Origin of the sequence: Chryseobacterium salviniae, from assembly GCF_035819015.1 — a bacterium.
In the GTDB taxonomy this organism is placed as follows: Bacteria; Bacteroidota; Bacteroidia; order Flavobacteriales; family Weeksellaceae; genus Chryseobacterium; species Chryseobacterium salviniae.
Genome location: NZ_JAYLAA010000017.1, coordinates 1 through 24,155, shown reverse-complemented (window position 1 = coordinate 24,155; position 24,155 = coordinate 1). Strand labels below are relative to the sequence as shown.

The 24,155-nt window shown below is 36.6% G+C and carries 23 protein-coding genes and 1 riboswitch; of the genes, 11 read left to right on the top strand and 12 right to left on the bottom strand.

Annotation, left to right across the window (positions count from 1 at the left end; all coding sequences use genetic code 11):
* Positions 1-119 precede the first annotated feature (119 nt).
* From SOP96_RS03720 to SOP96_RS03710, 3 genes are all read right to left on the bottom strand, one after another.
* Positions 120-1,160, bottom strand: a complete 1,041-nt coding sequence (locus SOP96_RS03720; protein WP_326319846.1) for a YncE family protein — start codon at positions 1,158-1,160, stop codon at positions 120-122.
* 13 nt (positions 1,161-1,173) lie between these two features.
* Positions 1,174-3,000, bottom strand: coding sequence for a TonB-dependent receptor plug domain-containing protein (locus tag SOP96_RS03715; RefSeq protein WP_326319845.1), 1,827 nt, complete (start codon positions 2,998-3,000; stop codon positions 1,174-1,176).
* 29 nt (positions 3,001-3,029) lie between these two features.
* A riboswitch (cobalamin riboswitch) is annotated at positions 3,030-3,206 on the bottom strand.
* Positions 3,207-3,607: 401 nt separating this feature from the next.
* Positions 3,608-4,090, bottom strand: coding sequence for a cytidine deaminase (locus SOP96_RS03710; protein ID WP_326319844.1), 483 nt, complete (start codon positions 4,088-4,090; stop codon positions 3,608-3,610).
* A gap of 105 nt (positions 4,091-4,195) precedes the next feature.
* Between SOP96_RS03710 and SOP96_RS03705 the strand changes: the two genes are divergently transcribed.
* From SOP96_RS03705 to SOP96_RS03695, 3 genes are read left to right on the top strand one after another with little or no spacing between them, the layout of a single operon-like run.
* Entirely contained in the window at positions 4,196-5,248 is a 1,053-nt protein-coding gene (locus SOP96_RS03705) for an NADH:flavin oxidoreductase/NADH oxidase (protein WP_326319871.1), read from the top strand.
* A 33-nt stretch (positions 5,249-5,281) separates the two neighbouring features.
* Positions 5,282-5,575, top strand: a complete 294-nt coding sequence (locus SOP96_RS03700; protein ID WP_326319843.1) for a DUF2752 domain-containing protein — start codon at positions 5,282-5,284, stop codon at positions 5,573-5,575.
* Positions 5,576-5,589: 14 nt separating this feature from the next.
* Complete coding sequence (locus SOP96_RS03695) at positions 5,590-5,922, top strand: CCC motif membrane protein (RefSeq protein ID WP_326319842.1); 333 nt, start codon at positions 5,590-5,592, stop codon at positions 5,920-5,922.
* A 76-nt stretch (positions 5,923-5,998) separates the two neighbouring features.
* Here SOP96_RS03695 and SOP96_RS03690 read toward each other — a convergent pair whose 3' ends face one another.
* The 3 genes from SOP96_RS03690 to SOP96_RS03680 all read right to left on the bottom strand — a co-directional run bounded on the left by SOP96_RS03690 (position 5,999) and on the right by SOP96_RS03680 (position 8,777).
* Positions 5,999-7,534, bottom strand: coding sequence for an endonuclease (locus SOP96_RS03690; protein WP_326319841.1), 1,536 nt, complete (start codon positions 7,532-7,534; stop codon positions 5,999-6,001).
* Positions 7,535-8,065: 531 nt separating this feature from the next.
* On the bottom strand, positions 8,066-8,593 hold the full coding sequence (locus tag SOP96_RS03685; protein ID WP_326319840.1) for a DUF4136 domain-containing protein: 528 nt from the start codon (positions 8,591-8,593) through the stop codon (positions 8,066-8,068).
* A 1-nt stretch (position 8,594) separates the two neighbouring features.
* On the bottom strand, positions 8,595-8,777 hold the full coding sequence (locus SOP96_RS03680; RefSeq protein WP_029294953.1) for a DUF5522 domain-containing protein: 183 nt from the start codon (positions 8,775-8,777) through the stop codon (positions 8,595-8,597).
* A 40-nt stretch (positions 8,778-8,817) separates the two neighbouring features.
* Here SOP96_RS03680 and SOP96_RS03675 point away from each other — a divergent pair, with 40 nt between their 5' ends.
* From SOP96_RS03675 to hemL, 4 genes are all read left to right on the top strand, one after another.
* Positions 8,818-9,144 carry a hypothetical protein gene (locus SOP96_RS03675; RefSeq protein WP_326319839.1) on the top strand — a complete coding sequence of 109 codons (327 nt, stop codon included), beginning with the start codon at positions 8,818-8,820 and terminating at the stop codon, positions 9,142-9,144.
* A 139-nt stretch (positions 9,145-9,283) separates the two neighbouring features.
* A complete protein-coding gene (locus SOP96_RS03670) occupies positions 9,284-10,192 on the top strand; it encodes a 1-aminocyclopropane-1-carboxylate deaminase/D-cysteine desulfhydrase (protein WP_326319838.1) in 909 nt (302 codons plus the stop codon).
* A gap of 67 nt (positions 10,193-10,259) precedes the next feature.
* Positions 10,260-11,318, top strand: a complete 1,059-nt coding sequence (locus tag SOP96_RS03665) for a glucosaminidase domain-containing protein (protein WP_326319837.1) — start codon at positions 10,260-10,262, stop codon at positions 11,316-11,318.
* 70 nt (positions 11,319-11,388) lie between these two features.
* Positions 11,389-12,675, top strand: coding sequence for a glutamate-1-semialdehyde 2,1-aminomutase (gene hemL / locus SOP96_RS03660; protein ID WP_326319836.1), 1,287 nt, complete (start codon positions 11,389-11,391; stop codon positions 12,673-12,675).
* A 43-nt stretch (positions 12,676-12,718) separates the two neighbouring features.
* Here the strand turns inward: hemL and SOP96_RS03655 are convergent, their stop codons facing one another.
* The 3 genes from SOP96_RS03655 to SOP96_RS03645 are packed head-to-tail and all read right to left on the bottom strand — an operon-like array spanning position 12,719 to position 14,493.
* Positions 12,719-13,201 carry a hypothetical protein gene (locus SOP96_RS03655; protein WP_326319835.1) on the bottom strand — a complete coding sequence of 161 codons (483 nt, stop codon included), beginning with the start codon at positions 13,199-13,201 and terminating at the stop codon, positions 12,719-12,721.
* Positions 13,202-13,212: 11 nt separating this feature from the next.
* Positions 13,213-14,043 carry a GLPGLI family protein gene (locus tag SOP96_RS03650; RefSeq protein ID WP_326319834.1) on the bottom strand — a complete coding sequence of 277 codons (831 nt, stop codon included), beginning with the start codon at positions 14,041-14,043 and terminating at the stop codon, positions 13,213-13,215.
* Complete coding sequence (locus SOP96_RS03645; RefSeq protein ID WP_326319833.1) at positions 14,044-14,493, bottom strand: hypothetical protein; 450 nt, start codon at positions 14,491-14,493, stop codon at positions 14,044-14,046.
* A gap of 195 nt (positions 14,494-14,688) precedes the next feature.
* Between SOP96_RS03645 and SOP96_RS03640 the strand changes: the two genes are divergently transcribed.
* Positions 14,689-15,060 carry a helix-turn-helix domain-containing protein gene (locus tag SOP96_RS03640; RefSeq protein ID WP_326319832.1) on the top strand — a complete coding sequence of 124 codons (372 nt, stop codon included), beginning with the start codon at positions 14,689-14,691 and terminating at the stop codon, positions 15,058-15,060.
* Between the two features lie 1,018 nt (positions 15,061-16,078).
* On the opposite strand, the gene SOP96_RS03635 is transcribed toward SOP96_RS03640, so the two are convergent.
* The 3 genes from SOP96_RS03635 to SOP96_RS03625 all read right to left on the bottom strand — a co-directional run bounded on the left by SOP96_RS03635 (position 16,079) and on the right by SOP96_RS03625 (position 21,298).
* Positions 16,079-17,245: a hypothetical protein gene (locus tag SOP96_RS03635; protein WP_326319831.1), complete on the bottom strand. Its 1,167-nt coding sequence runs from the start codon at positions 17,243-17,245 to the stop codon at positions 16,079-16,081.
* A 195-nt stretch (positions 17,246-17,440) separates the two neighbouring features.
* The gene (locus tag SOP96_RS03630) at positions 17,441-18,658 is read right to left on the bottom strand and encodes a hypothetical protein (RefSeq protein ID WP_326319830.1); all 1,218 of its coding nucleotides are present in this window, start codon (positions 18,656-18,658) and stop codon (positions 17,441-17,443) included.
* 30 nt (positions 18,659-18,688) lie between these two features.
* Positions 18,689-21,298 (bottom strand): TonB-dependent receptor plug domain-containing protein, encoded by a 2,610-nt coding sequence (locus SOP96_RS03625; protein WP_326319829.1) that lies wholly within the window; start codon positions 21,296-21,298, stop codon positions 18,689-18,691.
* 185 nt (positions 21,299-21,483) lie between these two features.
* Here SOP96_RS03625 and SOP96_RS03620 point away from each other — a divergent pair, with 185 nt between their 5' ends.
* The 3 genes from SOP96_RS03620 to SOP96_RS03610 all read left to right on the top strand — a co-directional run bounded on the left by SOP96_RS03620 (position 21,484) and on the right by SOP96_RS03610 (position 23,968).
* Positions 21,484-22,161, top strand: a complete 678-nt coding sequence (locus SOP96_RS03620) for a response regulator transcription factor (protein WP_042719758.1) — start codon at positions 21,484-21,486, stop codon at positions 22,159-22,161.
* A gap of 50 nt (positions 22,162-22,211) precedes the next feature.
* On the top strand, positions 22,212-23,243 hold the full coding sequence (locus tag SOP96_RS03615) for a sensor histidine kinase (RefSeq protein ID WP_326319828.1): 1,032 nt from the start codon (positions 22,212-22,214) through the stop codon (positions 23,241-23,243).
* A gap of 131 nt (positions 23,244-23,374) precedes the next feature.
* Positions 23,375-23,968 carry an IS1096 element passenger TnpR family protein gene (locus SOP96_RS03610; protein WP_326319827.1) on the top strand — a complete coding sequence of 198 codons (594 nt, stop codon included), beginning with the start codon at positions 23,375-23,377 and terminating at the stop codon, positions 23,966-23,968.
* The last annotated feature ends 187 nt before the right edge of the window (positions 23,969-24,155 follow it).

Below are 24,155 nucleotides of genomic sequence, written 5' to 3'. Positions count from 1 at the left end.
TGAATTATTTTGGTTAAAGTATACTTTTAGAAACAAAAATCCGGGCGGTTTCGAAGAAACCGCCCGGAAAAAACACAAATGATGAAAAAATAAATTGTATTAAATAAATACAAAAGTTGTTAGTTCCAGTATGCTCCATTAGTACCTTTACCGGCAGTAAAAGTTTTCAGGAGAGATCCGTTGGTTGCATACACGCTGATCTTGCTGTCTTGGGTAAATCCGTTCGCATCCGAAACAAAAATTCTATCGTTTACCACGCTGAAACCATATAAGTTAGAATAAGGATCAACACTGTTGTTTACAATAAACAGAGGGCCAGAAGGGACAGTGGTAGCTGTTAAATCCATTGCGTATACCTTTAGTCCTGAAGTGAAGTAAAATTTACCTTTTTCAATTTCAAGATTCGTAGCATCGCTAATTCCTGTCAACGTAAAAGTTTTGGTGATGCTTCCTGTGTTAGAAATCTGGTAAATATAAGAATCCGCAGTTCCTGCGGCAATTGCATATACCGTTCCGTTGCTGGCAATCATTTTATTGATGTTTCCGTTTGGCACTGTGATGGTAGACTGCACTTCATTATTAGATGTCGTGATATAAGTAATCTTATTTCCGAAACCGAAAGACGCATTTTGTACAAAAATATTATTTCCGGCTTCCACCACTCTTTCAACAGTATCTGTAAAGTTGATTTTTTTAACAAAAGATAAGTCGGAAGCTTTATAAATACTTACAAATTTATCGCCTCCGTATTTATCATTCGTTACATAAATATTATTGTTCGCAAAAGCCATATACCGCGGCGAATTCAACTGAGCAGTAATTTCCCCGGATCTTTTAAAGTTGAATCTGTTGACAACCTGAATTTTATTGGAATTATTCAGCAAAAGATAAGCATTATCGCCACTAAAACTGATCATCTGCAAAACGTCACCAAGATTAGAATCTCCGTTGTTGGCAGAAAAAATATTATCCTGCTTCATATTCAGGTCAGAAGAAATATACGTTACATCAGCATTAGGCTTACCGAAATTTCCCTCGTTGCTTAGTAAAAATCCGTTTCCGTAGTACGTTTCATCAATTACATTGTCATCACTGCTACAAGAAGTGGTAAATAGCAATGCAAACGCAAAAGCAAGGGTCAGAAGTTTAGTTATTTTCATAATATGTTAAATGTTAAAAATTAATATTGATATAGATGCTGTAATTTCTTTTAGGCAAAGGATAATAAGAAACAGTCTGATAAACAATGTCTGTAATATTATTTACCTTAAATCCTAAAGTGTAATGGTTTAAAAAATTTGCGGAGACTCCGGTGTTCAGAACAAAATAAGGATCAATGGCATCTGCTCTTTTCTCATCGGTAGTGGTATAAGTAAGCCCATTGAAAAGCCCTTGAACATACACACTCAGGAAACGGTAACGGTAATCAATATTTCCGGTAGCTTTATGCAGCGGAACGTACATCATCTGCAATCCCGTAACTTTATTGGTAGATTTGGAGTACGTATATCCGCCATTAAATGTAAAATGATGATCCCTAAAATTTTTCTGATAAGTAACCCGAGAATCAAGCCCGTAAATTTCTACACTGTAGGTATTAAATGCAGCCCAGTATCCTGCAGCCGTCGGAAGCCAGTTGATATAATTTTTAATATCCATATAATATGGACTCACGGTTAATTTCAAATCTCCGAATGTAAATTCATGATCCATGTCCACATTGGTTGAGGTTTCCGGAACCAGATCCGGATTTCCTCCCTTTTGCCAGTATAAATCATTAAAGGTGGGGAACTTAAAATTTCTTGAAAAGCTTGCCCCAACCTGATACCATTTCACAGGCTGCCATTTTCCTGAAAAAGAATATAAAAAAGGAGAAGATATATTTTCTACAAAATCTTTTTTAATACCGGCTTCAAAACGGAGATCAGGAGTCACAAAATATCGGATAAGGCCCGCTGCAGAGCCAATATTTCTGCTGATGTCGCCGATGCCTGATTGATAGCCCGATCCTTTATTCACCTGAAATTCTCCAATCGCATTCACGTTAAGTTTCGGCGTGATAAAATAATTAAAATCATTTCTGAAAATATAATTCTTACCTTCTGCGCCACTTTCCTTCGGTTTGTCAATGTCTCCGAAATACTGGAAATTATCCTCCGTGTAAGCCGCTTTCAGGCTGTTGGAAAAATCATTTTTTGTAATATCCCAGGAAAGAAGGCTGCGTAAAGTCTGGGCTTTATACTTTGTTTTGTTGCCATTTTCCGTGAATATCGGATAATGCTGGGAACCGTCAAATATTTGGTTTTGCCACGAGATCGTTTGATGCGGCGCAATTTTATATGAAGCTCCGATGTTGATCGACGAATTGTAAAATCTACCGTTTCTGTTGATATACTCCTTCTCCGGAACCTCATAATCATTCTGGCTGATAACATAATTCCCCGAAACCTTTACGCTGAATTTCTCATTGCTGAAAGAAGTTCTCAGGAAATTATTAAAGGTCCCGAAAGACGCTGCTTCAGAAAATAGGGAGGTGTGAAATCCTTTATTAAATTCAAGATTATTGTTAAGGTGAATACTTCCTCCAATCGCCGAACTTCCATACTGCACGCTTCCGCCGCCGGCTTTCACCTCAAGTTCATCGTACCCGAAAAGCGGAATATTATTCACATCACCCTGCCCCAAAAACGCTGAGTTAATATTGATTCCGTTCCATACAAAAGCGGTATGGCCTGCACTCGTTCCCCTGAAAGAAGGCGATGAAACTGCACCGCGCCCATTTTCTTTAATATAAAGCTGAGACTGGAACCGCAAAAGTTCAGAAAGATTGGTGGCATTTTTTTCGAAATCTTTCGGACGGATCGTATTGACATTATGAAAAAGCTTTACTTTATTCATTTGATTGTCAAATATATACACCGTATCAATGGCTTTCTCCTGTGCAGAAAGAAAGCAGCCGTAAGCCGAAAAAATCAGTACTAAAGATTTTTTTATATCCATTCTATTTTACTTTTCCTCCGAAAGCAATGTATTTAGTTATAATTCTGGCAGGTCTCCTGACTTTCGCGTTTCTACACCTTCCCGTTTGCACAGTGGTTTGTCGTAGAAACTTTTTTTGCGATCTACAGTTGCGGGGACAGTCCGGGATTTACACCCGATTCCCTTTTCATTCCAAATGATTGGAAACCAAAATTTTTTGCAAAGATAAACTTATTCGTCAGAAATGCAAAAAGAGAGAAATAAATAAAGTACAGGATGAAGTTTAGCCTGTCTTATCTAATTTTCAGGAGCCGGGAACCTGCTTTCCACTGCAATTCCTCATTCCGCGGCTTCGCCGCTCCATTCCGGGATTTTCGTTTCAATCAGGGCTAGGGTAGCAGGACAGGTGGCTTCGACAGGCTCAGCCACCATAGAAATCCCAGTCTTTGTAAGTAATAGTTTTACGGCAAGAATTCCCCTCCTCTGGAGGGGTGGCAAAAATTCAAAGAATTTTTGACGGGGTGGTTAATATGCTAATTCCAAAAAGCCAATGGTAAACTGTCAATTGTCAATTTTTAAAATTCATCATTCACTAGCCAAGCGAAACTCATCATTCATCCAAAAAAATCTACAAAAATGTACCATCAAAATAAAAAGGCAGCAGATCCTTAATCGAATGCACCTTTAACACTTCCTCATTCATGCTCGAGAAATAAAGATCAATATTTTCATTCTGTTTCGTCTCAAACTCTATTAAGCTTTGCCTGCACGCTCCGCATGGAGGAATGGGCGGATTTTTTTCCGGAAATTCCCTGTGTCCTCCCACGACAAATATTTTTTTAATCTTAACGTCAGGAAAATTGGCAGCAACCCAGAATAAAGTTGTTCTTTCAGCACAAAGTCCCGATGGAAACGCCGCATTTTCCTGGTTGTTCCCGGAATACATTTCGCCATTTTCAAGCAGCACAGAACATCCTACCAGAAAGTTGGAATAGGGAGCGTATGCATTTTCGCGCGCTTGTTTTGCTTTTTTAAACAATTCTTTTTCTATATCGTTCAGTTCACTGCTATTCTTAAAATATTCGTAACTGATCTGAGTTTCTTTTTTCATATATTGTGGGTTAAAAAAAGGGGGATAAAATTACTTCTTTTTCATGAGGTGGGCAATAAAGGCCTGTTCTTTGCAATTCTCAATTTTTAAAAAAATAAAATGAACATGTTATATACTCCAGTTACATTCAGAAATGTTGAATTGAAAAACCGTTGGGTGATGTCGCCGATGTGCATGTATTCCAGTGAAGACGGACTTCCGAATGACTTCCATTTTGTTCATTACGGAAGTCGGGCACAGGGTGGGGCAGGACTTCTTATATTAGAAGCAACCGGTGTGGAACCACGTGGAAGAATTACCAATCACTGTATGGGATTATGGAATGATGAGCAGGCAAAGCAGCTTCAGAAAATTGTTGAGTTTGTTCACAAACATTCAGAAAGTAAAATCGGAATTCAGCTTTCACATTCCGGTAGAAAAGGTTCAACCTGGAATACCAAACAAATTTCCATTGAAGAAGGATGGGAAACCATTGCGCCAAGCCCCATTCCGTATCATCCTACGGAAAGAATTCCTCATATGTTAACGGTTGAAGAAATCAAAGAGCTGGTTCAGAATTTTAAAAATGCTGCCAGAAGAGCGGTGGAAGCAGGTTTTGATGTTGTTGAAATTCATGCGGCCCATGGTTATCTGATCCACCAGTTTTTATCTCCGCTTTCCAATATCAGAACCGATGAATACGGAGGAAGTTTTGAAAACAGGATCCGTTTTCTCATTGAAATTGTAGATGCTGTCAACGAAGAACTGAATGACAATATTGCTTTATTTGTAAGGATTTCCGGAACAGAATATGCAGAAAACGGTTGGGAAATTGAAGACAGTGTCGAGTTGGCAAAAGTGTTGAAAAATCATTCCGTGGATCTTATTGATGTTTCGAGCGGCGGAAATATTCACGGTGTAAAAATTCCTCTTTTTGAAGGCTACCAGGTTCCGCTGGCTTCACAAGTAAGAAATGAAGCCGATGTAAAAACCGGAGCGGTGGGACTCATTAAAAAAGTTTCACATGCCGAAGAAATTCTTCAGAAAGGAGATGCCGATCTTATTTTTATTGCCAGGGAAATTTTGAGAAACCCTTATATTGCAGTTCAGGGTTCCTTTGAAATGAAAGAAGATTGCTTTTTCCCGCATCAATATTTAAGAGCGAAAATATCTTCTTAATTTTTATATATTTGATTCACAAAAAATAAAAATATGAAAGCTGAAGATTTCATGCTGCCCTGTCCCATCAAAAAATTCTTTGGTATCGACTGTTTCGGATGCGGTACCCAAAGGGCTGTCTTGATGGTTTTTGAAGGAAGGTTTGCCGAAGCTTTTCATATGTTTCCTGCGGTGTACACGGTGCTGCTGTTTTTTTTGGTGGTTATCTTAAACTTTGTAGACACAAAAAGGAATTACTCAAATATTTTGATATTTTTAGCTATTTTAAATGCAATAATTATGGTAACTTCATATTTTTATAAACATCTGTTTTTAAATATACATTAAATAAATTATAAACTATGGATCAACAAAAATTACCCAACGCAACCGCTGTCCTGATTTTAGGAATTGTATCAATCGTAGGTTGCTGCTGCTACAGTATTCCCGGGCTTATTGCAGGGATCATTGCCCTTGTTCTTGCTAAAAAAGACGGGCAGCTTTACAAAAATAACCCGACATTGTACTCTAATTACGGACAGTTGAATGCCGGTAAAATTATGGCCATTATAGGGATTATATTAAGCGTATTGTATGCTGTTTATATTGTTGTATTAATCGCAACAGTAGGATGGGATGCAATGAAAGATCCTGAACTGATGCAGGAAAGAATGCGAGACCTGTTAGGCCAGTAATTATTTACAGTAAGGAAAATTAAAGAAAGCCTTCATCAAATCCGATGAAGGCTTTTATATTAAATGGATATCAGTTTTACTTTACGATAAACTTCAGTACGGAATTGTCCATTTTCAGAAGATAAACTCCCGCAGGAAGATTTTTTATCTTAATGGAATTTCTGCTATTTTTAAAAGGCTGTTCAAACGACTGCACTATTTTTCCATTGAGATTATAAATTTCAGCTTTCATAATGTTTTGTGTTTCCCCTTTTACAAAAATTTCATTATTCTCAATTGGATTCGGAGAAATCAGCAGATTCTTATCTAAATTTTCTTTAGTAGAAATGTTCTGTATCTGTCTCGATGCACCGGAATAACAGGTCCAGCTAAGGTTATCAATTGCCACTCTGTTGCTGGCTGAATTATTTTCCAGCGTTATCGCTACGTTTCCGGAAATGTTGATATTATTAATTGTAGTAGTTGTAAGATTCGTGCTGTATGGAACGGTTCCTACGGTTGTTCCATTTACTTTTACATTAAACGTACCGTTTGATCCTGTAAATTTCAATTGTGTAGTTACCGTTAATGATCCGATTCCGTTGGCAGAGCTTCCGGATGTTAAAGCACCGTCTCTTACGGTAATTGCCTTGGTAGATATGGTTTGGTCGGTTCTCGCATCAGTGGCAGTCCACGAAATTCCACCGTTGCTCCATGTTCTCGTTAAATAAGATGAGGAACTAGCTGTAGGGATATTTTCAAAAGTTTCATTAGCGCAGCCTGTTGTGGTTGGAGGATTTGTGGTTCCGCCACCGCCTGTAGATCCTGATCCCCAGATTGAGTTAACGTAATTCGGATTGTCGATGAATGGATTCCGGTTTCCCTGAAAAGTGTATGAAGCATTATTCCTGTTGATTTCCGCCTGCGATACCGGATCCTGATTGTGCCATGCCAGCAAAACATTCAGCTCCCAGGTCTGCAATCCGGGAAAGGTTGAATTGCCCAGCATATTTCCCGAAGAAAAAGAAGAAAGTTTGCTTTGATAGCGCGTTACAAAATAAAATATCATTCTCGCTACATCTCCTTTGAATTCATCAATCGGCTCAAAAACTGTTCCGGCATATCCGGAAGAAACCGAATTCCCAAGCTTGGAACCGTTTTTAGAAGTGAATGTTGCCGTGCCAACTTTTCCAAAAGGGTAATTGGAGCGCATTCCGTTTACCTTTCCGTCGGTGGCCCTGATAAAATGTACATCGGAAACCATGGGTGAAGCTTCATTAAATAAACTCTGAGGAACAATGTGCTCTCTGTTGTAGCAGTTTCCTTCTACAGAATACGTTCCGCACTGATTGCTTCCGGGCGTATATTTGTAGGGATCTGTACCTGAAGGTTTTTCAGAATAAATATCCAGAATGGATCCGTCATTTTCATAATTCTTATCAATGTCCGTAGTTTTATAGGCAGTCCACAGTCCGCTATATCCCTTGTCCTGGTGTCCGTTGGTGATAATTGTGCTTAAAGCTGTTTTCAATGAAGCGCCCGATAAACCGTTTGCCGAATTGTAATATCCGGATGGCGCCTGTGCATTTGCCAGAATAGATGCAAATACAGTAATGAATAGTGATTTTTTCATGTCAATATTTTAGGTGGTAAGATTAAGGCAAATTTATGAATATGAAATTACGGAATTGTTAAATTTTGTTTAATATCAATGAAATATTGTTTAGATTTTCACGAGTAAGTAATTTTATAATAACAATATTGTAATATAATTATTAACTTAATTTCATTGAAGTTTAAAAATAGAAATAGCCGTTTGCTTGAAGGCGTAACCTCAAAATACTATATATTTGAAGCACGATAGTCAACAGTTTAAAAAGAATTATGAAAAAAGAGTTCGTACATTATTTTGGTCTTATTTCTTTAATTATTACAACATTCGGTGTTATTAAGTTTATTAAGAACAGTAATGATCATAAAGAATGTGATACTGTAGTGCATACATTTACGAGAAATCATACGGAAATTAGAGAAGTAAAACATATTTGTCACGAAAAATACAATTTCTAACCACATAAAAAACACGCCAATTTTTATAATTTTGTCTAAATAAAAAACCGATACAAAAAATGTATCGGCTTTCATATATAATGATTGATTTAAATTATTTTCTTTGCGGAGGATAATTATTCATGATTTCGGCAACAATTTCAGGAATCTGCTTTTGCTTGGCTTTCGGGCGGTCTACTGATATTCCGCTTCCGATTCCCTGCCAAACCAGTTTGTTGGATTTTGCATCTACCATATCAACAATAATGGCTCCTTCATTATAATTGCTGCTCCACGTTCTGTTCATCCCGATTCCCCATCCGAAAGGGCCTCCCCATCCCCAGGCTCCGTAAGGAGAGCTGGTGGTAATATCGGTGATCTTTTTATGATTGGCTTTTACATTGATAATTAAATCCGGATTTTCTCCAGACTGAAGGCCTTTCATTTGAAGCTGCTTAGACAATTCATTCAGAACTCTGTCTTTGTCGATGTCATTCAGTTTAAGATCATCAATTCTGAGCTTGTAGGTCCTGTAATTGGTGAAATTGGCGGTTTGCGCATAATCAGAACGCACGTTAAAAGGACTGCAGGATGTTAAACCCAAAGTAGCCGAGGCTAACAAAATAAAAATATATTTTTTCATTTTACTTATTTTTTTTATCGTTTTTAATAAATGTGTCCGTTTTTTTATCGTATCCGTAAGGACAATGTCTACAGCCACTTTTACAGCAATGCCCTCTTTTCAGATGAAATTTTTCTGTAAAAACCTTATACCCCTGCTCGTTGTAGTAAAAATCTTCACCTTCTTTGATGTCAAAAAGTGCCATAGGTTAAATCGCTAAGTCAAAAAACTTTATATTTGTTATCATGATAATTGTATGCCAAAAACTTTTGAAATTCCTAAAAATCAGCGGCATCGCTCTTTTTCCCTTTATCCTCATAAGGAACTCCGAAGATAGGAAAAATAAAATATTGATCAATCATGAAAAAATTCATTTAAGACAGCAAATGGAAATGCTGATTCTGTTTTTCTATTTATTTTATGTTATTGAATATTATTACTGGCTTTTTAAGTTAAAAAATCCATATCAGGCCTATCAGAGAATCTCCTTTGAAAGAGAAGCCTATGCCAACGAACATAATCTGAATTACCTTAAAAAAAGAAAATTCTGGAGCTTCAGAAAATATCTTTAATAAAATTACAAATTGCCTTACTATGGAGTGTGGTTTAAATTCAGAAAAATTAGATTTTTATTAAAATGACAACGTTAAATTCATAGCAAAATTAAAAAAAACAAAAAACATTACTTTTGTACAACAGATTCAGGCTAAAATGATAGTACCGCTTCCCACAAAAAAGATCCCCATTCAGGAAATCCAGGTTGGTAAAAAGATTAAACTCTTTATTAAAAGAGAAGACCTTATTCATCCTGAAATTTCAGGAAACAAATACTGGAAGCTGTTTTTTAATATCAATAACTATTTAGCCGAAAAACCACAAAAACCTTACATCATTACTTTTGGCGGAGCATTTTCCAATCATATTGCAGCGGTTTCCGCAGTTGGAAATCAGTCCGGGATTCCCACATTAGGCATTATCAGGGGAGAAGAGCTGAAAGACAAATGGCGTGAAAACCCAACTTTGGTTTTTGCCAGAAAAAACGGAATGAACCTACAGTTTGTAAGCCGTGAAGAATACCGTCACAAAGAAAAGCTTACCGAATTTTTACAGTCGGGGTTTCCTAATGCGCTTATCGTACCTGAAGGCGGAACCAATGAAGAAGCTGTACAAGGCATAAAATTAATGTTGAATGACGAAACAAAAGATTTTGATTATCTTTGCATCGCAGTAGGAACCGGAGGAACCATTTCAGGAATCTCGAAATTCTGTGAAGAAAATCAGAAAGTTATAGGTTTCAAAGCTGTGATGGATAATTCCCTCGAAGAAACGATAAATAAATTAACTTCGAAGAGAAATTTCAGTCTGATAGATTCTTCCTTCGGAGGATATGGTAAAATAAAAGACGAGAATATCCGTTTTATCAATGATTTTAAGATGAACTACGGAATTCCGCTGGAACCGATCTATACAGGAAAAATGATGCAGAAGGTTTTTGAGATGATAGAAGAAAAATATTTTCCTGAGAACAGTAAAATTTTGTGCTTCCACACCGGTGGATTACAGGGTATTGAAGGGGCAAACTTACTGCTGGAAAAACAGAACAGAAATTTAATTAGATAAGTAAAATTGAAAAATATGAAACACCAAGTGTTCCATCTTTCATTTTAAAACAATAAAAAATTATAAGATGAAAAGACTTTTCTTATTCCTAAGCCTTTTAATTTTATCAAAATTCTCAGCTCAGAACTGGGCTACTGAAGATCAATACATCCAGAAATTCGCCAAATATGCCGTAGAAGAAATGGAAAAATACAAAATTCCCGCTTCTATCACCCTTGCACAGGGACTTCTGGAAACGGGTGGCGGACAAAGCCGGCTCGCACAGGAGGGCAAAAATCATTTCGGAATCAAATGTAAAGAAGACTGGACCGGAAAAACCATGAAACACACCGATGACGCTCCCAATGAATGCTTCCGGGTGTATGACGATCCCCGTCAATCGTATGAAGACCACTCCATATTTTTATCAACAAGAAAATACTACGCCAATCTTTTTAACCTTGATATGAAAGATTACAAAGCGTGGGCAACCGGACTTAAAAAAGCAGGATATGCTACCAACCCTCGTTATGCTTCCATATTAATCGGTAAAATTGAAAAATACAGATTGTATGAATTCGATAATACCAACTCGAAGGAAGTTCTCTATGCTGTTCTTAAAATGTATCCGAATCTTAAAGACGACAGAAGCTTCATGGCACAGCTGGAAACAGAAAAGTACACCAAAAAACCGAAGCAGCCGGTAATTGTTGAAGTGCCTTACAAACAGACTTCCTATGCCCAACAGCAGAAAAGAGTGGAAAAAATCAAAAGCAGAGCCGAAGTCCTTAATTCTATACTCATTAAAAGCCACCCGAACGACGGCCTGAAATACATTGTCATCCCTGAAGATACCAAACTGGAATTTATTGCGAAGAAATTTAAAATAAGCGAAAGCAAACTGGTAAAATGGAATGAGCTGGAAGGTGATGTGCTGCACAAAAACGATATTGTTTTCCTTGAATCTAAAAATTCCGACGGAAATACCGCAACCTATAAAGCCGAAGCAGGGGAAGACATGCATGATATTGCCCAGAAATTCGGAATCAAATTAAATAAATTATACGCTAAAAACAGGATGGATGAAGGACAAAAACCTTCAGCCGGACAATTGATTTATTTAATTGACAGAAAACCTAGAAATTAATCGTTGATGGTTGATGGTTGTTGGTTGATTGTTAAACTGGCAGCTATCAACTGTCAGCCAACTACTGAATATGAAATACCAAAGAAGTTCAGCTTTATTCGATGAAGCGTACCAATACATTCCCGGAGGGGTAAACTCGCCGGTCCGTGCATTCAAATCTGTAGGAGGAGTGCCGGTTTTTATGAAATCTGCAAAAGGTGCATACCTTACCGATGCCGATGACCATACGTATATTGATTATATCAATTCCTGGGGGCCTGCTATTTTAGGCCATACGCATCCCGAAGTTTTGGAGGAATTAAAAATCCAGGCTGAAAAAGGGTTTTCCTTCGGAGCACCTACAGAACTGGAAACCGAAATCGCTAAATTCATTGTGGAAAACGTCCCGAATATAGACCAGATCAGAATGGTTTCTTCAGGAACGGAAGCCTGCATGAGTGCTGTGCGCCTGGCAAGAGGTTTTACAGGAAGGGATAAAATTGTAAAATTTGAAGGCTGTTATCACGGCCATTCAGATTCATTTTTAATAAAAGCGGGGAGTGGTGCTGCCACTTTCGGAAACCCGAATTCTCCGGGAGTAACGGCAGGTACGGCAAAAGACACGTTGCTGGCAAGGTATAATGATTTTGAGCAGGTTGAGGATTTGTTCAGGCATAATCAGGGTGAGATTGCTGCGGTAATTATTGAGCCTGTAGCCGGAAATATGGGCTGTGTACTTCCTGAAAACGAATTTCTTCAGAAACTAAGAACGATTTGTGATGAAAACGGAGCGTTGTTGATTTTCGATGAGGTGATGACCGGTTTCAGGCTTGCTTTCGGAGGAGCGCAGGAACTTTTCAATGTAAAAGCTGATCTGGTAACGTACGGAAAAGTAATCGGGGGCGGACTTCCGGTAGGTGCTTTTGCCGGAAGAAACGAAATAATGGATCATCTGGCTCCTAAAGGGGGTGTTTATCAGGCAGGAACACTCAGCGGAAATCCTCTGGCGATGAGAGCCGGGTTAAAAACACTTCAGTTGATTAAAAATGATCCTGAATTTTTCAACCGCCTGGCAAAAACAACCGAAACACTGGATTTTGAAATCGGAAAAATTTTAAATGAGAAAGGAATTCCTCATAAAATTAACAGAAAAGGATCGATGATGTCTGTGTTTTTCCATACGAACCGTGTTTCTAATTTTGATGAAGCACAGGAAGCCAATCATGCCTTGTTTAATAATTTCTTCCACCAGATGCTTGCCAACGGTATTTATCTTTCGCCAAGCGGATATGAAACCTACTTTATCAGTGATGCCATCAAAGATAAAGAAATTGACATGACGCTGGAAGCCGTAAGAAAATTTGAATATCTTAAATAACAAATAACCTCTTTCAAAAATTTTGAAAGAGGTTTGTTTAAAATTATGCACACTGAATTCCGCATTCTAGTGAACAAAGTAAAACACCTGTTGAAGTTGGCTTGTCATAACATCCATTAGTTCTGTGGCATTTCGTCACACATTGAGTATGTGTCTCACTAACAGTTTCTAAAGCCTTGTCTAGACCGGATAAAAGACTTTTAAGATTTTTTATTGTAGAATCTGAAATTTTTTTATCTCCATCATTTGCATAATAAGTTGCAATTGGTTTTTCATTTTTATCTAATACAACTTTAAAATAAAAACCTTCGCCGCGAGAATTTTCTTTGTATATAACATAAAAAGCATGACCTGCAGCTTCAGAGTTTTTGGTAAGAGCAATGAATTTTTTATCTTTTGGCTGTTCATTTTTCTTAAACGAGCTGAAATATTCTTTATCATTTCTAATTAAGTCAGTAATATTTGCTTTAGTTGTAGCAAACGTGCATAGTAAAAGTAAAAATGCAATTAAAAAATTATTTTTCATAATAGTTGTATTTAAAGTTCAATTTTGTTTTCTTTTTTATATTCTTCGATCATTTTTTTTTGGGTTTCACCAAGTACTTTCCTAATGTCAATAATATTACCATTTGCATCTTTTTTTTCATAAATCTGGTTACTATTCATCATCTCAAACATTCTTTTTAAAGGAGCTTCAGCATGGTTCTTTCTCATTTCAATAAATTTTTCTTTTGAGGTTTCAATATATTTTCTTTTAGTAATATAATCATCAATAGAAATTTTATTTTCTTTTGAAATACCGGTTGCTAAAAAATGATGATCATTTCTTTCATCAAATATTTCGAGAATTAAACCAGGTAAACCACAAAATTTATATGGTCCATCCTGAATGGGTAGTTCTGTTGTAAAATATGCATAATACTTCCTTCCTGCATAATTTGTGGAAGCTGCATAAACCTTAAACCCTAAAATTTTTTTATTTTCTTTTTTAGCAATTTCCCATTTAAAATCAGGATTCTCCTCATACTTATATTCATGCTCATCAAATTCATCAGAATAGTAAATGATTTTTTTAGATGATATATCTTTTTTGATATAACAGCTTAGCAAATCCCCCGGTAATGCTTTAAAATTTACTTTTCTACCAAGTTTCTGATCTGATGCTATTATGGAATCAGCTAAATAAGGTGCTTCACTAAAAAATGTAGAGGTGTTCTCTTTAATGTTTAAAAAGGTATTTTGTGAAGTTATTTTAGCACTATCTTTCATTATTCGTTTTGAATAAACATATTGTACCACCAATGATTGTGATCCCACAGTAGATGAGAAACATAGGAAGAAAAGAAATAGTATAGTACTTTTTTTCATTTATGCGCCGCTACATTCTAATGCACAATCTAAAGCACATAATGCTGTACCTGCTTCAGTAGGTTTATCATAGCAATGCCATGTTGATGTACATCTTGAAAGACAATTCCCAACAGTAGAAACTGGCCCAACGGCAAGTGTCCTTACCGTATTGGCGTTTGAAATAATGTTTTGAATATTTTGATTGATTTTTACTCGGTTAGCGAGTAAAGCTTTTTCCAAAGATTTATCATTTCCCAAAACCTCAATTGATAATGAAGATAATTTACCTAGTAAGCTTTCTCCCACAGTAACTTTCAAATCATAAACCTTACTATTGTATTCTTTTTGAATAATAACAGTACTGGTCTTAATTTCTTTTAAATCATTTTTATAAAAGACGTTATTGTCATTACAATAATGAAAACTAAAAGCCAATAAGGCAAAAAATAAAAAAAAATGTTTTTTCATCGTAGTTTAAAATTTTTAGTTAATAAATTTCTTGCTTATTATGAATTACGTATTTCATAAAGCATTTAACATTATCAATATTGATTTACCAAATATCTAAAAAAAATTAGTAACACTGATGTGATATATTTGCGATTTTTTTGTAATTATTTTGTGCAATTTGCGCAATTTTTTAGATATTTGTAAAAAAGCAATATGATGATATATGAAAAGTTAAGAAGCATTAGAAAACAAAAGGGTATATCCCAGAAGAGTATGGCAAAAATATTATCAACAGATACGTCAAATTATTCTCGTAAAGAACGAGGAGAGACGAAAATTTTTAATGATGAATGGGAGAAAATAGCAGCAGCACTTGAAGTTCCTGTAGAAGAAATTAAAGAAAGTTCAAGAAACTTGGTCAGTAATGAGAATTCAACTTTCAATGATAATTCTGGAAATTATAACAAATATTATTCTTTTTCTGAACATGTAAATGATTATATAACTTTGTTAAAGGAGCAAAATGAAATGTTAAAAGAGGAAAATTTAAGGTTGAAAAAAGAACTTGAAAATTTTAAGAAATAATAATAAAAAGGATGAGGTGTAAACTTCATCCTTTTTATTTAATCTGAAATCATAACATGAAAAATTCATAATATCAGCAGAAGGCTGTATAAAATTTCGGACAGTCTCTTTATTAAGACTTTTTCATTTTTTAGTAATAATTGTACAGCATATTGCTTGACGTCATCATTTAATTTGCTCCAAAGGAGCAATATCTCTGTAGATCAATATAAGCATCTTGTAATACCAGAACTCCTTTGGAGTTCTATCTTGTTATAGCACACCTTTTTATTTCATTCTTCATATACCGAAATTGTAAATTTTACAAATGTTTTACCGGTTCCGAGAGGTTATTCAACCTATATTTTGACGTTAATTGACCAGGCAATGTGGTGTTACATGTATCCTGAGAGGTAAATTATAAGTCCTGTTTTATGTTTTAAATATCCGGAGGGTTTTATGATATGTCTGCTGCGGTATTTTACGTGTCCCGATAGGTTATTCAACCTGTATTTTGACGTTCGGCACATCATGGATCATGTTCATTACCCCGGCAATGAAGTGCTATACCAATAAGTAGGGGTAAACTATATTTCCGGTTTTATGTTTTAAATATCCGGAGGGTTTTATGATATGTCTGCTGCGGTATTTTACGTGTCCCGATAGGTTATTCAACCTGTATTTTGACGTTCTGCACATCATGGATCATGTTCATTACCCCGGCAATGAAGTGTTATACCAATAAGTAGAGGTAAACTATATGTCCGATTTTATATTTTAAAGGCCTGGAGGGATTTATGAGGTTTCTGCTGGGATATTTTACATGTTCCGATAGCTTATTCAACCTGTATTTTAACGTTCATTACCCCGGCAACAATGCGTTACACGTATCCGAAGAGGTAAACTTTAGGTTTGGACAGATGTTTTAAAGGTCTGGTTTATTACGTTCGCTGACATATTCTACCGGTTCCGAAAGGTCATTCAAAAAAAACAGCACCTGAAAATCAAGTGCTGTTGTTGGTGTAATTTTAAATAGATTTTATTGTAGGGTAGACCATCCAATCGCCCACGCAGGACTTGCAAGCTTGTTTCCTGCACCTGTAGCATCTTGTTTTTCGCTGTACGTTGATGGAAGAATGGTCACAGCAGAACCATCGGTTGCGGTTGCTGTCATTTTGTTCGTAACGGTCGTGTCAAAAAATACATCTGTTATTTTGCTTTGTCCGTTGATATAGGCTACGGTGGAATTATTTTCAAGGCTGAAACCGTCTGTCCATTCAGAAAGCACTACATTTTCAAAATTGGCATACGTCCCGGAATAGAGCCTCACCGCCTGCGATTCTCCTGACGTACCACCGAGAAGCGTAACGTTTTTAATGGTTGGGTTTGATCTTGGGGATGCGTCAGCATTTACAGCATTGTTGATCCCTTTAATTCCTGTATTTCCAGCACCGCTGGTTCTTCTTTTTGTGTATATATTGGTAGCCGTTCCTATCCATCCGTCTGTCCAGACAAACGCATCATCTCCGTTATTTATAGAAATAATATTGGAAAGGCTTACGGTTCCGCCGTAGATCTGGATGCCGTCTTCTGCACCATTTACTACAGCTATATTTTCAACTTTCGTATCGCTGCCCACACCATATAGTGACAGCCCGTTGAAGTTTTTATCAGCTGCAAAAGTAATCCCCGCATTTTCAATTCTTACATACGTTAACGATCCTGAATTATCCGTAGCGACAGTTCCGCCATACGAAGCATTTCCTGTTTCTGTTGTAGCCGTTGATCCTGTATTGATGGGTGCTTTGCCACAAATCATGACGCCTCCCCATGTTCCGGCCGTTGCCGCGGAAGAATTGAAAGTGACCGGAGAAGCCGGCGTTCCATTGGCATAGATCTGTCCGCCCTGTTCAATTATCATATAAGATTCTGCTCCTGCCGTAGCGACGATTCTTGTTCCTGCCGGAATCACAAGCTTGCCGCCGGATTTTACGCGTACAGCACCGTTGAGCACGTAAACTTTTGTTGGGTCAAGCGTAACTACCTGCCCGTCGGTAACTTCACCTTTGAAATTTGCCGGATCCTGTGCAATTCCCACTACTGCAATTCTGGCTGTGTCTTCATCTTCCGAACATGAATGGATAAAAGCGGATGAAAAGCTAATGACGGCAGCTGCAATGAAGAGCTTCAGATAGTTTTTTCTCATAATATTGTAAGGTTATTATGCTTAATGGAGTTTTTAAATGCTGTTTTATTTTCAGAAGACCAAATTACCATTTTTCTCGGTATTTCCATAATTCGGATCGGCAGAAATGCTGAATTTGGTAAATAAATGCAAAACGGCATCGGAAAAAATTTCCGATGCCGTTTTTTTAATTTGATATGAATAACTAATTACTGATTATTGAAGTGCTGATAAAAGATTTGTTCCGTCAACGGTAGCCCATGCTCCGGCAGTTAAAGAAACTTTTGTAACCGTTGCTGTGTTTGTAAATGTTTTTCCGCCATTCGTTTGCGCATATCCCCAAACACCTGCATTATCAGAATTTACGTAATTGATAGGAGAAACAGAAACTTTAGTAGGATTTGCATTTACCTGGTTGGTGTTGGTAGCATCATCCTGGATAAGAACTGCATAAGCATTTTTACCACCTGTGTTTTTGTATCCGCTGATATATACATTAGAGAAAATACCTGTTCCCTGTCTTTTGAACTGGATTGCTGAAATTTCAACAGAACCTGCAACTTCAGGATTGGTGTTGGTGTCTCTTATTAATGTTACGTTAGAGATTTTAGGAGCCGTATTGTCAACATTTGCAGAAGCCTCGATCTCCATTCCGAAGTTACCTGTTACAGTCTGGAAAGCGTACCAGTTTGTATTATTTTGTCCGCTCCATGCATCCTGCCAGTCGAATGAATCATCATAATTACCATACGCTACAAGATTTTTTGCACTTACAGTTCCACCAAAGAATTCAAATCCATCATCTGTTCCTTTGTAAGCTACCAGGTTTTCCAGGATAGTACCGTCTCCAACAGCATAGAAAGTGAAAGTATTTGTTTCAGAAGTTCCGTCGCTGATTTTCTTACCAGCATATTCTACTCTTACATATTTTAGGATACCTGAGCTAAAGTTAGCATCGTTTCCACCATATGTAATTGCATTTCCATCTTCAGATACTGCAGAAGCATTTCCATTTACAGCTTTGATAGGAGCTCTTCCGTAAAGTGTAATACCACCCCATCCACCAGGAGTTTTGGCTGTAGTTGTGAAAACGATAGGCTCATTAGCAGTTCCTAAAGCAATTATTTTTCCACCTTGTAAAACAACTAAACTTGATGTCACATTTGTAGACACCGTAAATGTTGCTCCGGCTTCGATAGTAAGAGTTGCCCCGTCTGCCACTTTTACAATACCTTCTAGTGTATAATTACCTTTTTTTATGGTTAAATTAGAAGTAATTTCACCGGATAATTTTGCTCCGTCTGGTAGAACTCCCGCAGTAGTTCCCGGAGTATTGACAGTACCATTACCGCCGTCCTCATTTACTTCGATAGTACATGAAGAAACGCTTAAAAGTAGTGTTAAAGATAATAGGGTTAAGAGATTTCTTTTCATTTTATATTAAGATTTTATTTTATAAGTTATTTAAAAAGTATATCCTACGGTAAGGTTGAATGTTGTTCCTCTGAAATAGTTGACAAAAGTGTAGTTGTCATCAATTTTTACAGGGTAATAATTTTCGTCATTAAGTTCTATACGGTATTTAGAATTCAATATATTCTGAATGCCGACTTTTACGTTCCAGTTTTTGGTAAGTTGGTTTTGATATACAAAGTCCAGCTGATGGAACGGTCTTTCATAGTATTCACGTGATCCTGAAGATCCCACTGCAAATATTTTAGATCCTGAAACATTATATACCAGCGAGAATGTTTTGCTTAGGTTTTGCGAATTTTTATATTCATATTTTAAATCTGCATTGATCGTATAGGGAGCTGCTCCCTGCAAACCTCTTTTCTTAAGCTGGTCGTTGGTAAATCCGTCTGGTCTTTCAAGTTCCAGCTGTTGCTCACTTCTTTCAACGTTAGAATACATAAAAGTGGCATTGGCTCCCAAAGTAAATCGGTCTAATGCTTCGGAAAATCTGCCTAAATTTAAAATTCCTTCTAATTCTATACCCGCAATATCAGCTTTTATTGCATTATAGAATGTAATGACAATACCACTTGCATTTCCGGAGTTTGCAATAGATCTTTCTATGGCTTTGTCAATTCTTTTTGCAAATAAATTAACAGCAAACATCTCTTTATTCGTTGGGTAGTATTCCCATTTAAGATCAATATTGTAGTTTTCACTGTTTTCAAGATTACGATTACCTACAACCGATGAATTGTCGGGATTAATATATTCAATTGGCATAGTTTCAATAAGAACCGGTCTTGTAATAGTTTTACTTAAAGATAGTCTTAAGTTGTTTTTAGAGTTGAGTGCTTTTTTAATTGCTAAGGAAGGTAAAAAATAGTTTTTGTTAGGCGTTAAACTTTGAGTATTAGAATCACCAATGTTATTAAACCTGATTATTCTCATATCATTTTCAAATCTTCCTCCTAATAAAATATCCCATGTGTCATTAGGCTTGTAATCTATATTGGCGTATCCTGCATTTACAAACTGATAAATATTTGATCTGTACTGATATGCATCACTACCTTCATTGTAGAATAGATTTCCGCTATTTATAGAGGCATCCAGAACAGATTGAGGGCGGTCTATATTAATAAATGCCTGGGAATTTCCTCCGCTACCCGGATTTCCAAAAATAAAACGATAAGAAGTTTTTCTCACATCTGAAAAACCGTTATACCCTACAGCTAATTGTAGTGGATAGTCATTACGTTCTCCCTTTTCTCCCAAAAATACTGAATACTCCCCATAAGCTGATCCGTAAAATCTGCCGTCAACATCCAGATACTGTCTGATAAAGCTGTTTCCTCCGTAAGAAATAAGAGCATTATTAAAATCTTCAGGTAGGGTAAGTTCAAATATTTTTCGGTCCGGCTGGCTATAATTATTCATAACATAACTTGCCCCTGCTTTAAATTGATGCCTTTCTCCTATTTTCTGAGACGCCGTTAGCTGCAAATCTAAAAATCTTGAAATATCCTGCTGGTTTGTTCTGAAAAAACGAATATCCTGATTGGAAAAGTTTTTATACCCGATATTATCTTCAATAATATTATTTGAATTTTGAAGGTAAATGGCATTCAGGTTTACATTAGTACCTTTATTTTTATATCCTAAACCTAATAGTACAGATGATTCTAATTCGTACTCATAAATTTTTCTGTTAAGACGATTACTAGCTTCAATCTGCTTACCATTATCTCTGAACTGATTATTTTCACCTTCACGATAAGAGTATTTTGACGATTGATTCAAGGAAAATAATAAGCTTAAATTGCCTGTCTCACCTGCTTTCATTTTTTGTGCAGTAGTAAATCCTATACCTGTGTTAGGCATTGGTTTTATATTGTCTACATTCCAGGAATCTTTGAAGGAAGATAAAGACTGCTCTTTTGAGAATACATATCCATTAGGCCGGGAGTCTCTTACTTCACTTGGCAGCCTTCTGTTTCTTGAGTTCAACCCTAAATATCCCTCAATACCATCTGCTCCTTCAGCTACCTTAAAATTATCCCTGAATGTACTTAATGTATTTACTCCTACGCTGAACTCAATTTTACTAAACGGTTTATCAATAGTTAATGTTTCAATGTCGAAGGTTGCCCCTGCAAAATCTCCGTAAAGATTGGAGTTAAAAGTCTTATAGATATTTAGCTTACCAACAACATCTGTTGGAAACTGTTTTAAAGCAATGATTTTTTGAAAAGGATTGTTAGAGGGAGATCCGAGCCCGTTGATCAATAGATAGTTATAACGTTCTTCAAGGCCACGTACGAAAAGACCACGTCCTTCTACAGTTGTAATACCCGTAACTTTCGTAAGACCTTGTTCTATGTTGGAAATTCCTTTTCTTGAAATTTCTTCAGCACTTACAGCCTGTTTCTGAATGATTGCTTTTTTCTGCTCTATCATTACAGCAGCTTCAGTTTTCTTATTACTGTTGCCCTGAATCACTACACCTTCGATTTTTTTCTCGTTTTTTACAGTGTCGTTTTTAGTGTCCTGAGCGTAAAGTACAGTTCCTGATGTTGTTAAAAACAAAACTGCGATACTTACTTTTCTAAAATTCATTTCGTTTACTATATTACTTCGCTGCAAAGAAATAAAGAATCTGCTTCGTTTATGGTTTAGGGAAATTTAATTTTTTCTTAACTAAACATTAACAAAAGGATATAATTGTTAACTTTATGTGAACGATATCCCTTTTATTAAACTGTGATTAAAATATTATTAACTTTGACTCGTAAAAATTAGAAATGAACCAAAAGAAAATCCTCTTAATAGACGATGAATTGGATATTTTAGAGATTCTGTCTTACAATCTGGAAAAGGAAGGCTACGATATTTATACAGCCACAAATGGTAACGAAGGTATCGACAAAGCCAAAGAAATTGTTCCCGATCTTATCCTGTTGGACGTTATGATGCCGGAAAAAGATGGTATCGAAACATGTCAGGAACTTCGTAAAATTAAGGAGCTTCAGAAAACACTCATCGTTTTTCTTTCTGCAAGAAGCGAAGAGTTCTCTCAGCTGGCAGGTTTTCAGGCAGGTGCCAACGATTATATCGTTAAACTCATCAAACCGAAAATCCTTATTTCCAAAGTAAATGCTTTATTGCAGCTTACTTCTCAGGTTTCGGACAATTCCAAACTTATTGAAATCGGTGATCTGGTGATTGATAAAGACAATTTCAGGGTATCAAAAAGCGGACAGCAGTTTCTGCTTCCGAAAAAAGAGTTTGACCTTCTTTATCTACTTGCCTCCAATACGGAGAAAGTATTCAAAAGAGAAGAAATCCTGGAAAAAGTCTGGGGAAATGACGTGATCGTAGGAGAACGAACGATTGACGTACATATCAGAAGATTAAGAGAAAAATTAGGAATCAATACGATTCAGACACTAAAAGGAATTGGGTATAAACTTATTGTTTAATACTCAGTTTCATTTTCTTACCTTTACATCAACCCATAAAAATTGTAAAATTGAAATTTTACAGACTTACCCTCGTCGCCTCTTGTCTTCTGACATTGGTGATGTTTCTTTTAGTAATCATTTTCGATTCACTAAAAGATATCTATTACAGTACCCCTTTCTTCAAGATAGGCCTTTTCATCTGCCTTGTCCTAATCTTTATTATTAACTATATTGTTTTGGAGCTGCTGTTCAATTATTATGGTAAAAAGCAGGTACGCGGTTTATCACAGCTTTTGCCTCAGGAAATTGTTCATAACGACGCAGAAAATATTACCATTAAAGAACTGGGAGAACGTTTTTCCGATCTTAATCAGCAGAAAGTTACAGAGCTTGATATGATGAAAGAAATGGAAAGCTATCGTAAAGAATACATCGGAAACGTATCTCATGAGCTTAAAACGCCATTGTTTTCCATTCAGGGATATGTGGAAACCCTTCGCGATGGCGGGGTGGACAATCTTACCATCCGCGATAAATATTTAGAAAGAATTGATAAATCGGTTGAAAGGCTTATAGCCATTGTTACCGATCTCGATATGATCAACCGCCTGGAAGCAGGAGAAATAAACCTTACCATCTCAAAATTTGATGTAAACCTTCTCATCAGGGAAATTTTTGACCTCCTTGATCTTGAAGCCGAAAAGCACAATGCTACCATGCAGATCCAGACCCTGCACCAGCAGATTTTTGTGGAGGCAGACAAACAGAAAATCTCACAGGTATTTATCAATCTTATCTCCAATGCCATTCATTACGCCAACAGACAGGAAGCCAAAGTAGTGGTAAAGACCAGCATCCTGAAAAATAAAGTTCTCATAGAAGTTATTGACAACGGAATGGGAATCAAAGCCGAAAGCCTTCCCAGGATTTTTGAAAGATTTTACCGAGTAGAGACAAGCCGCAGCAGAAGGGAAGGAGGTTCCGGATTAGGACTGGCCATTGTAAAGCATATTCTTGAGGCCCACAATGAAAATATCACCGTAGAAAGTGTTTATCTTGAAGGAACAAAATTCAGCTTTATGCTTGAAAAAAGTAAATAATTTTTTGCAAAATGTATGAAAAAAAAATATTTTAAAAAATCCTGAAATATTTTTTTGTCACATCTCATTTATTTTATATTTGCAACAGAGATTTATCATAATAACAAAGGCAAAAAAGTAATTTTAAACTGATGGTTTACAAAATCCGCGTAATATTAGATGCGAAAGAAGATATTTTCCGGGATATCGAAGTTAAAGGAAAACAGACGCTGTGGAACTTACATTTAGGAATTAAAAGCGCGTTCAGCTTGCAGGGAGACGAGCTTTCAGCTTTTAATTTGCTGGAAGAAGACGGAACGATCGTAAAAAGTGTTCCGTTGGAAGATATGAGTGACGACGGCGATGGAGAGATTATGTCGGATGTTTACATCGATGAAGCTTTCGGAGACAAAGGTGATAAAGCTCAGTTTCAGTACGGACTTCTTGATCTTTGGGAATTTTTCTGCGAACTCATCGAGATTATTGATGAAACAAAAGGTGTAAATTACCCGATTACCGTATACCGATTCGGAAATGTCCCTTTAAAAGCACCAAGCAAAAGCGGCTCCGGAGGATCCAAAAAGAAATCGGCCATGCCACTGCTGGATGATGATTTCAGCTTTGAAGATGACTTCAACGTTAGCGGAAACTTTGCAGATGAAGATGACGACAATTTTGATGACGAGGAAGAAGAAGATTACAATGACGATGTTTTTGATGATGAAGATAATGATGACGAAAGATAATCAAATAACAAATTAAGATACAGCTCTGAAGAACATTCAGGGCTTTTTTATTGGGAAATTTTTCAAGAAATTGTTAAGCTTTTGAACCGTGTTGAATTGTATTGATAAATTTTTTGAGGAGCTTTTTCCTGCTCTCCGCACTCGCTATTTTTCAGGTTTCGGGTGGCGCGGCGAAGCCGCGCCACCC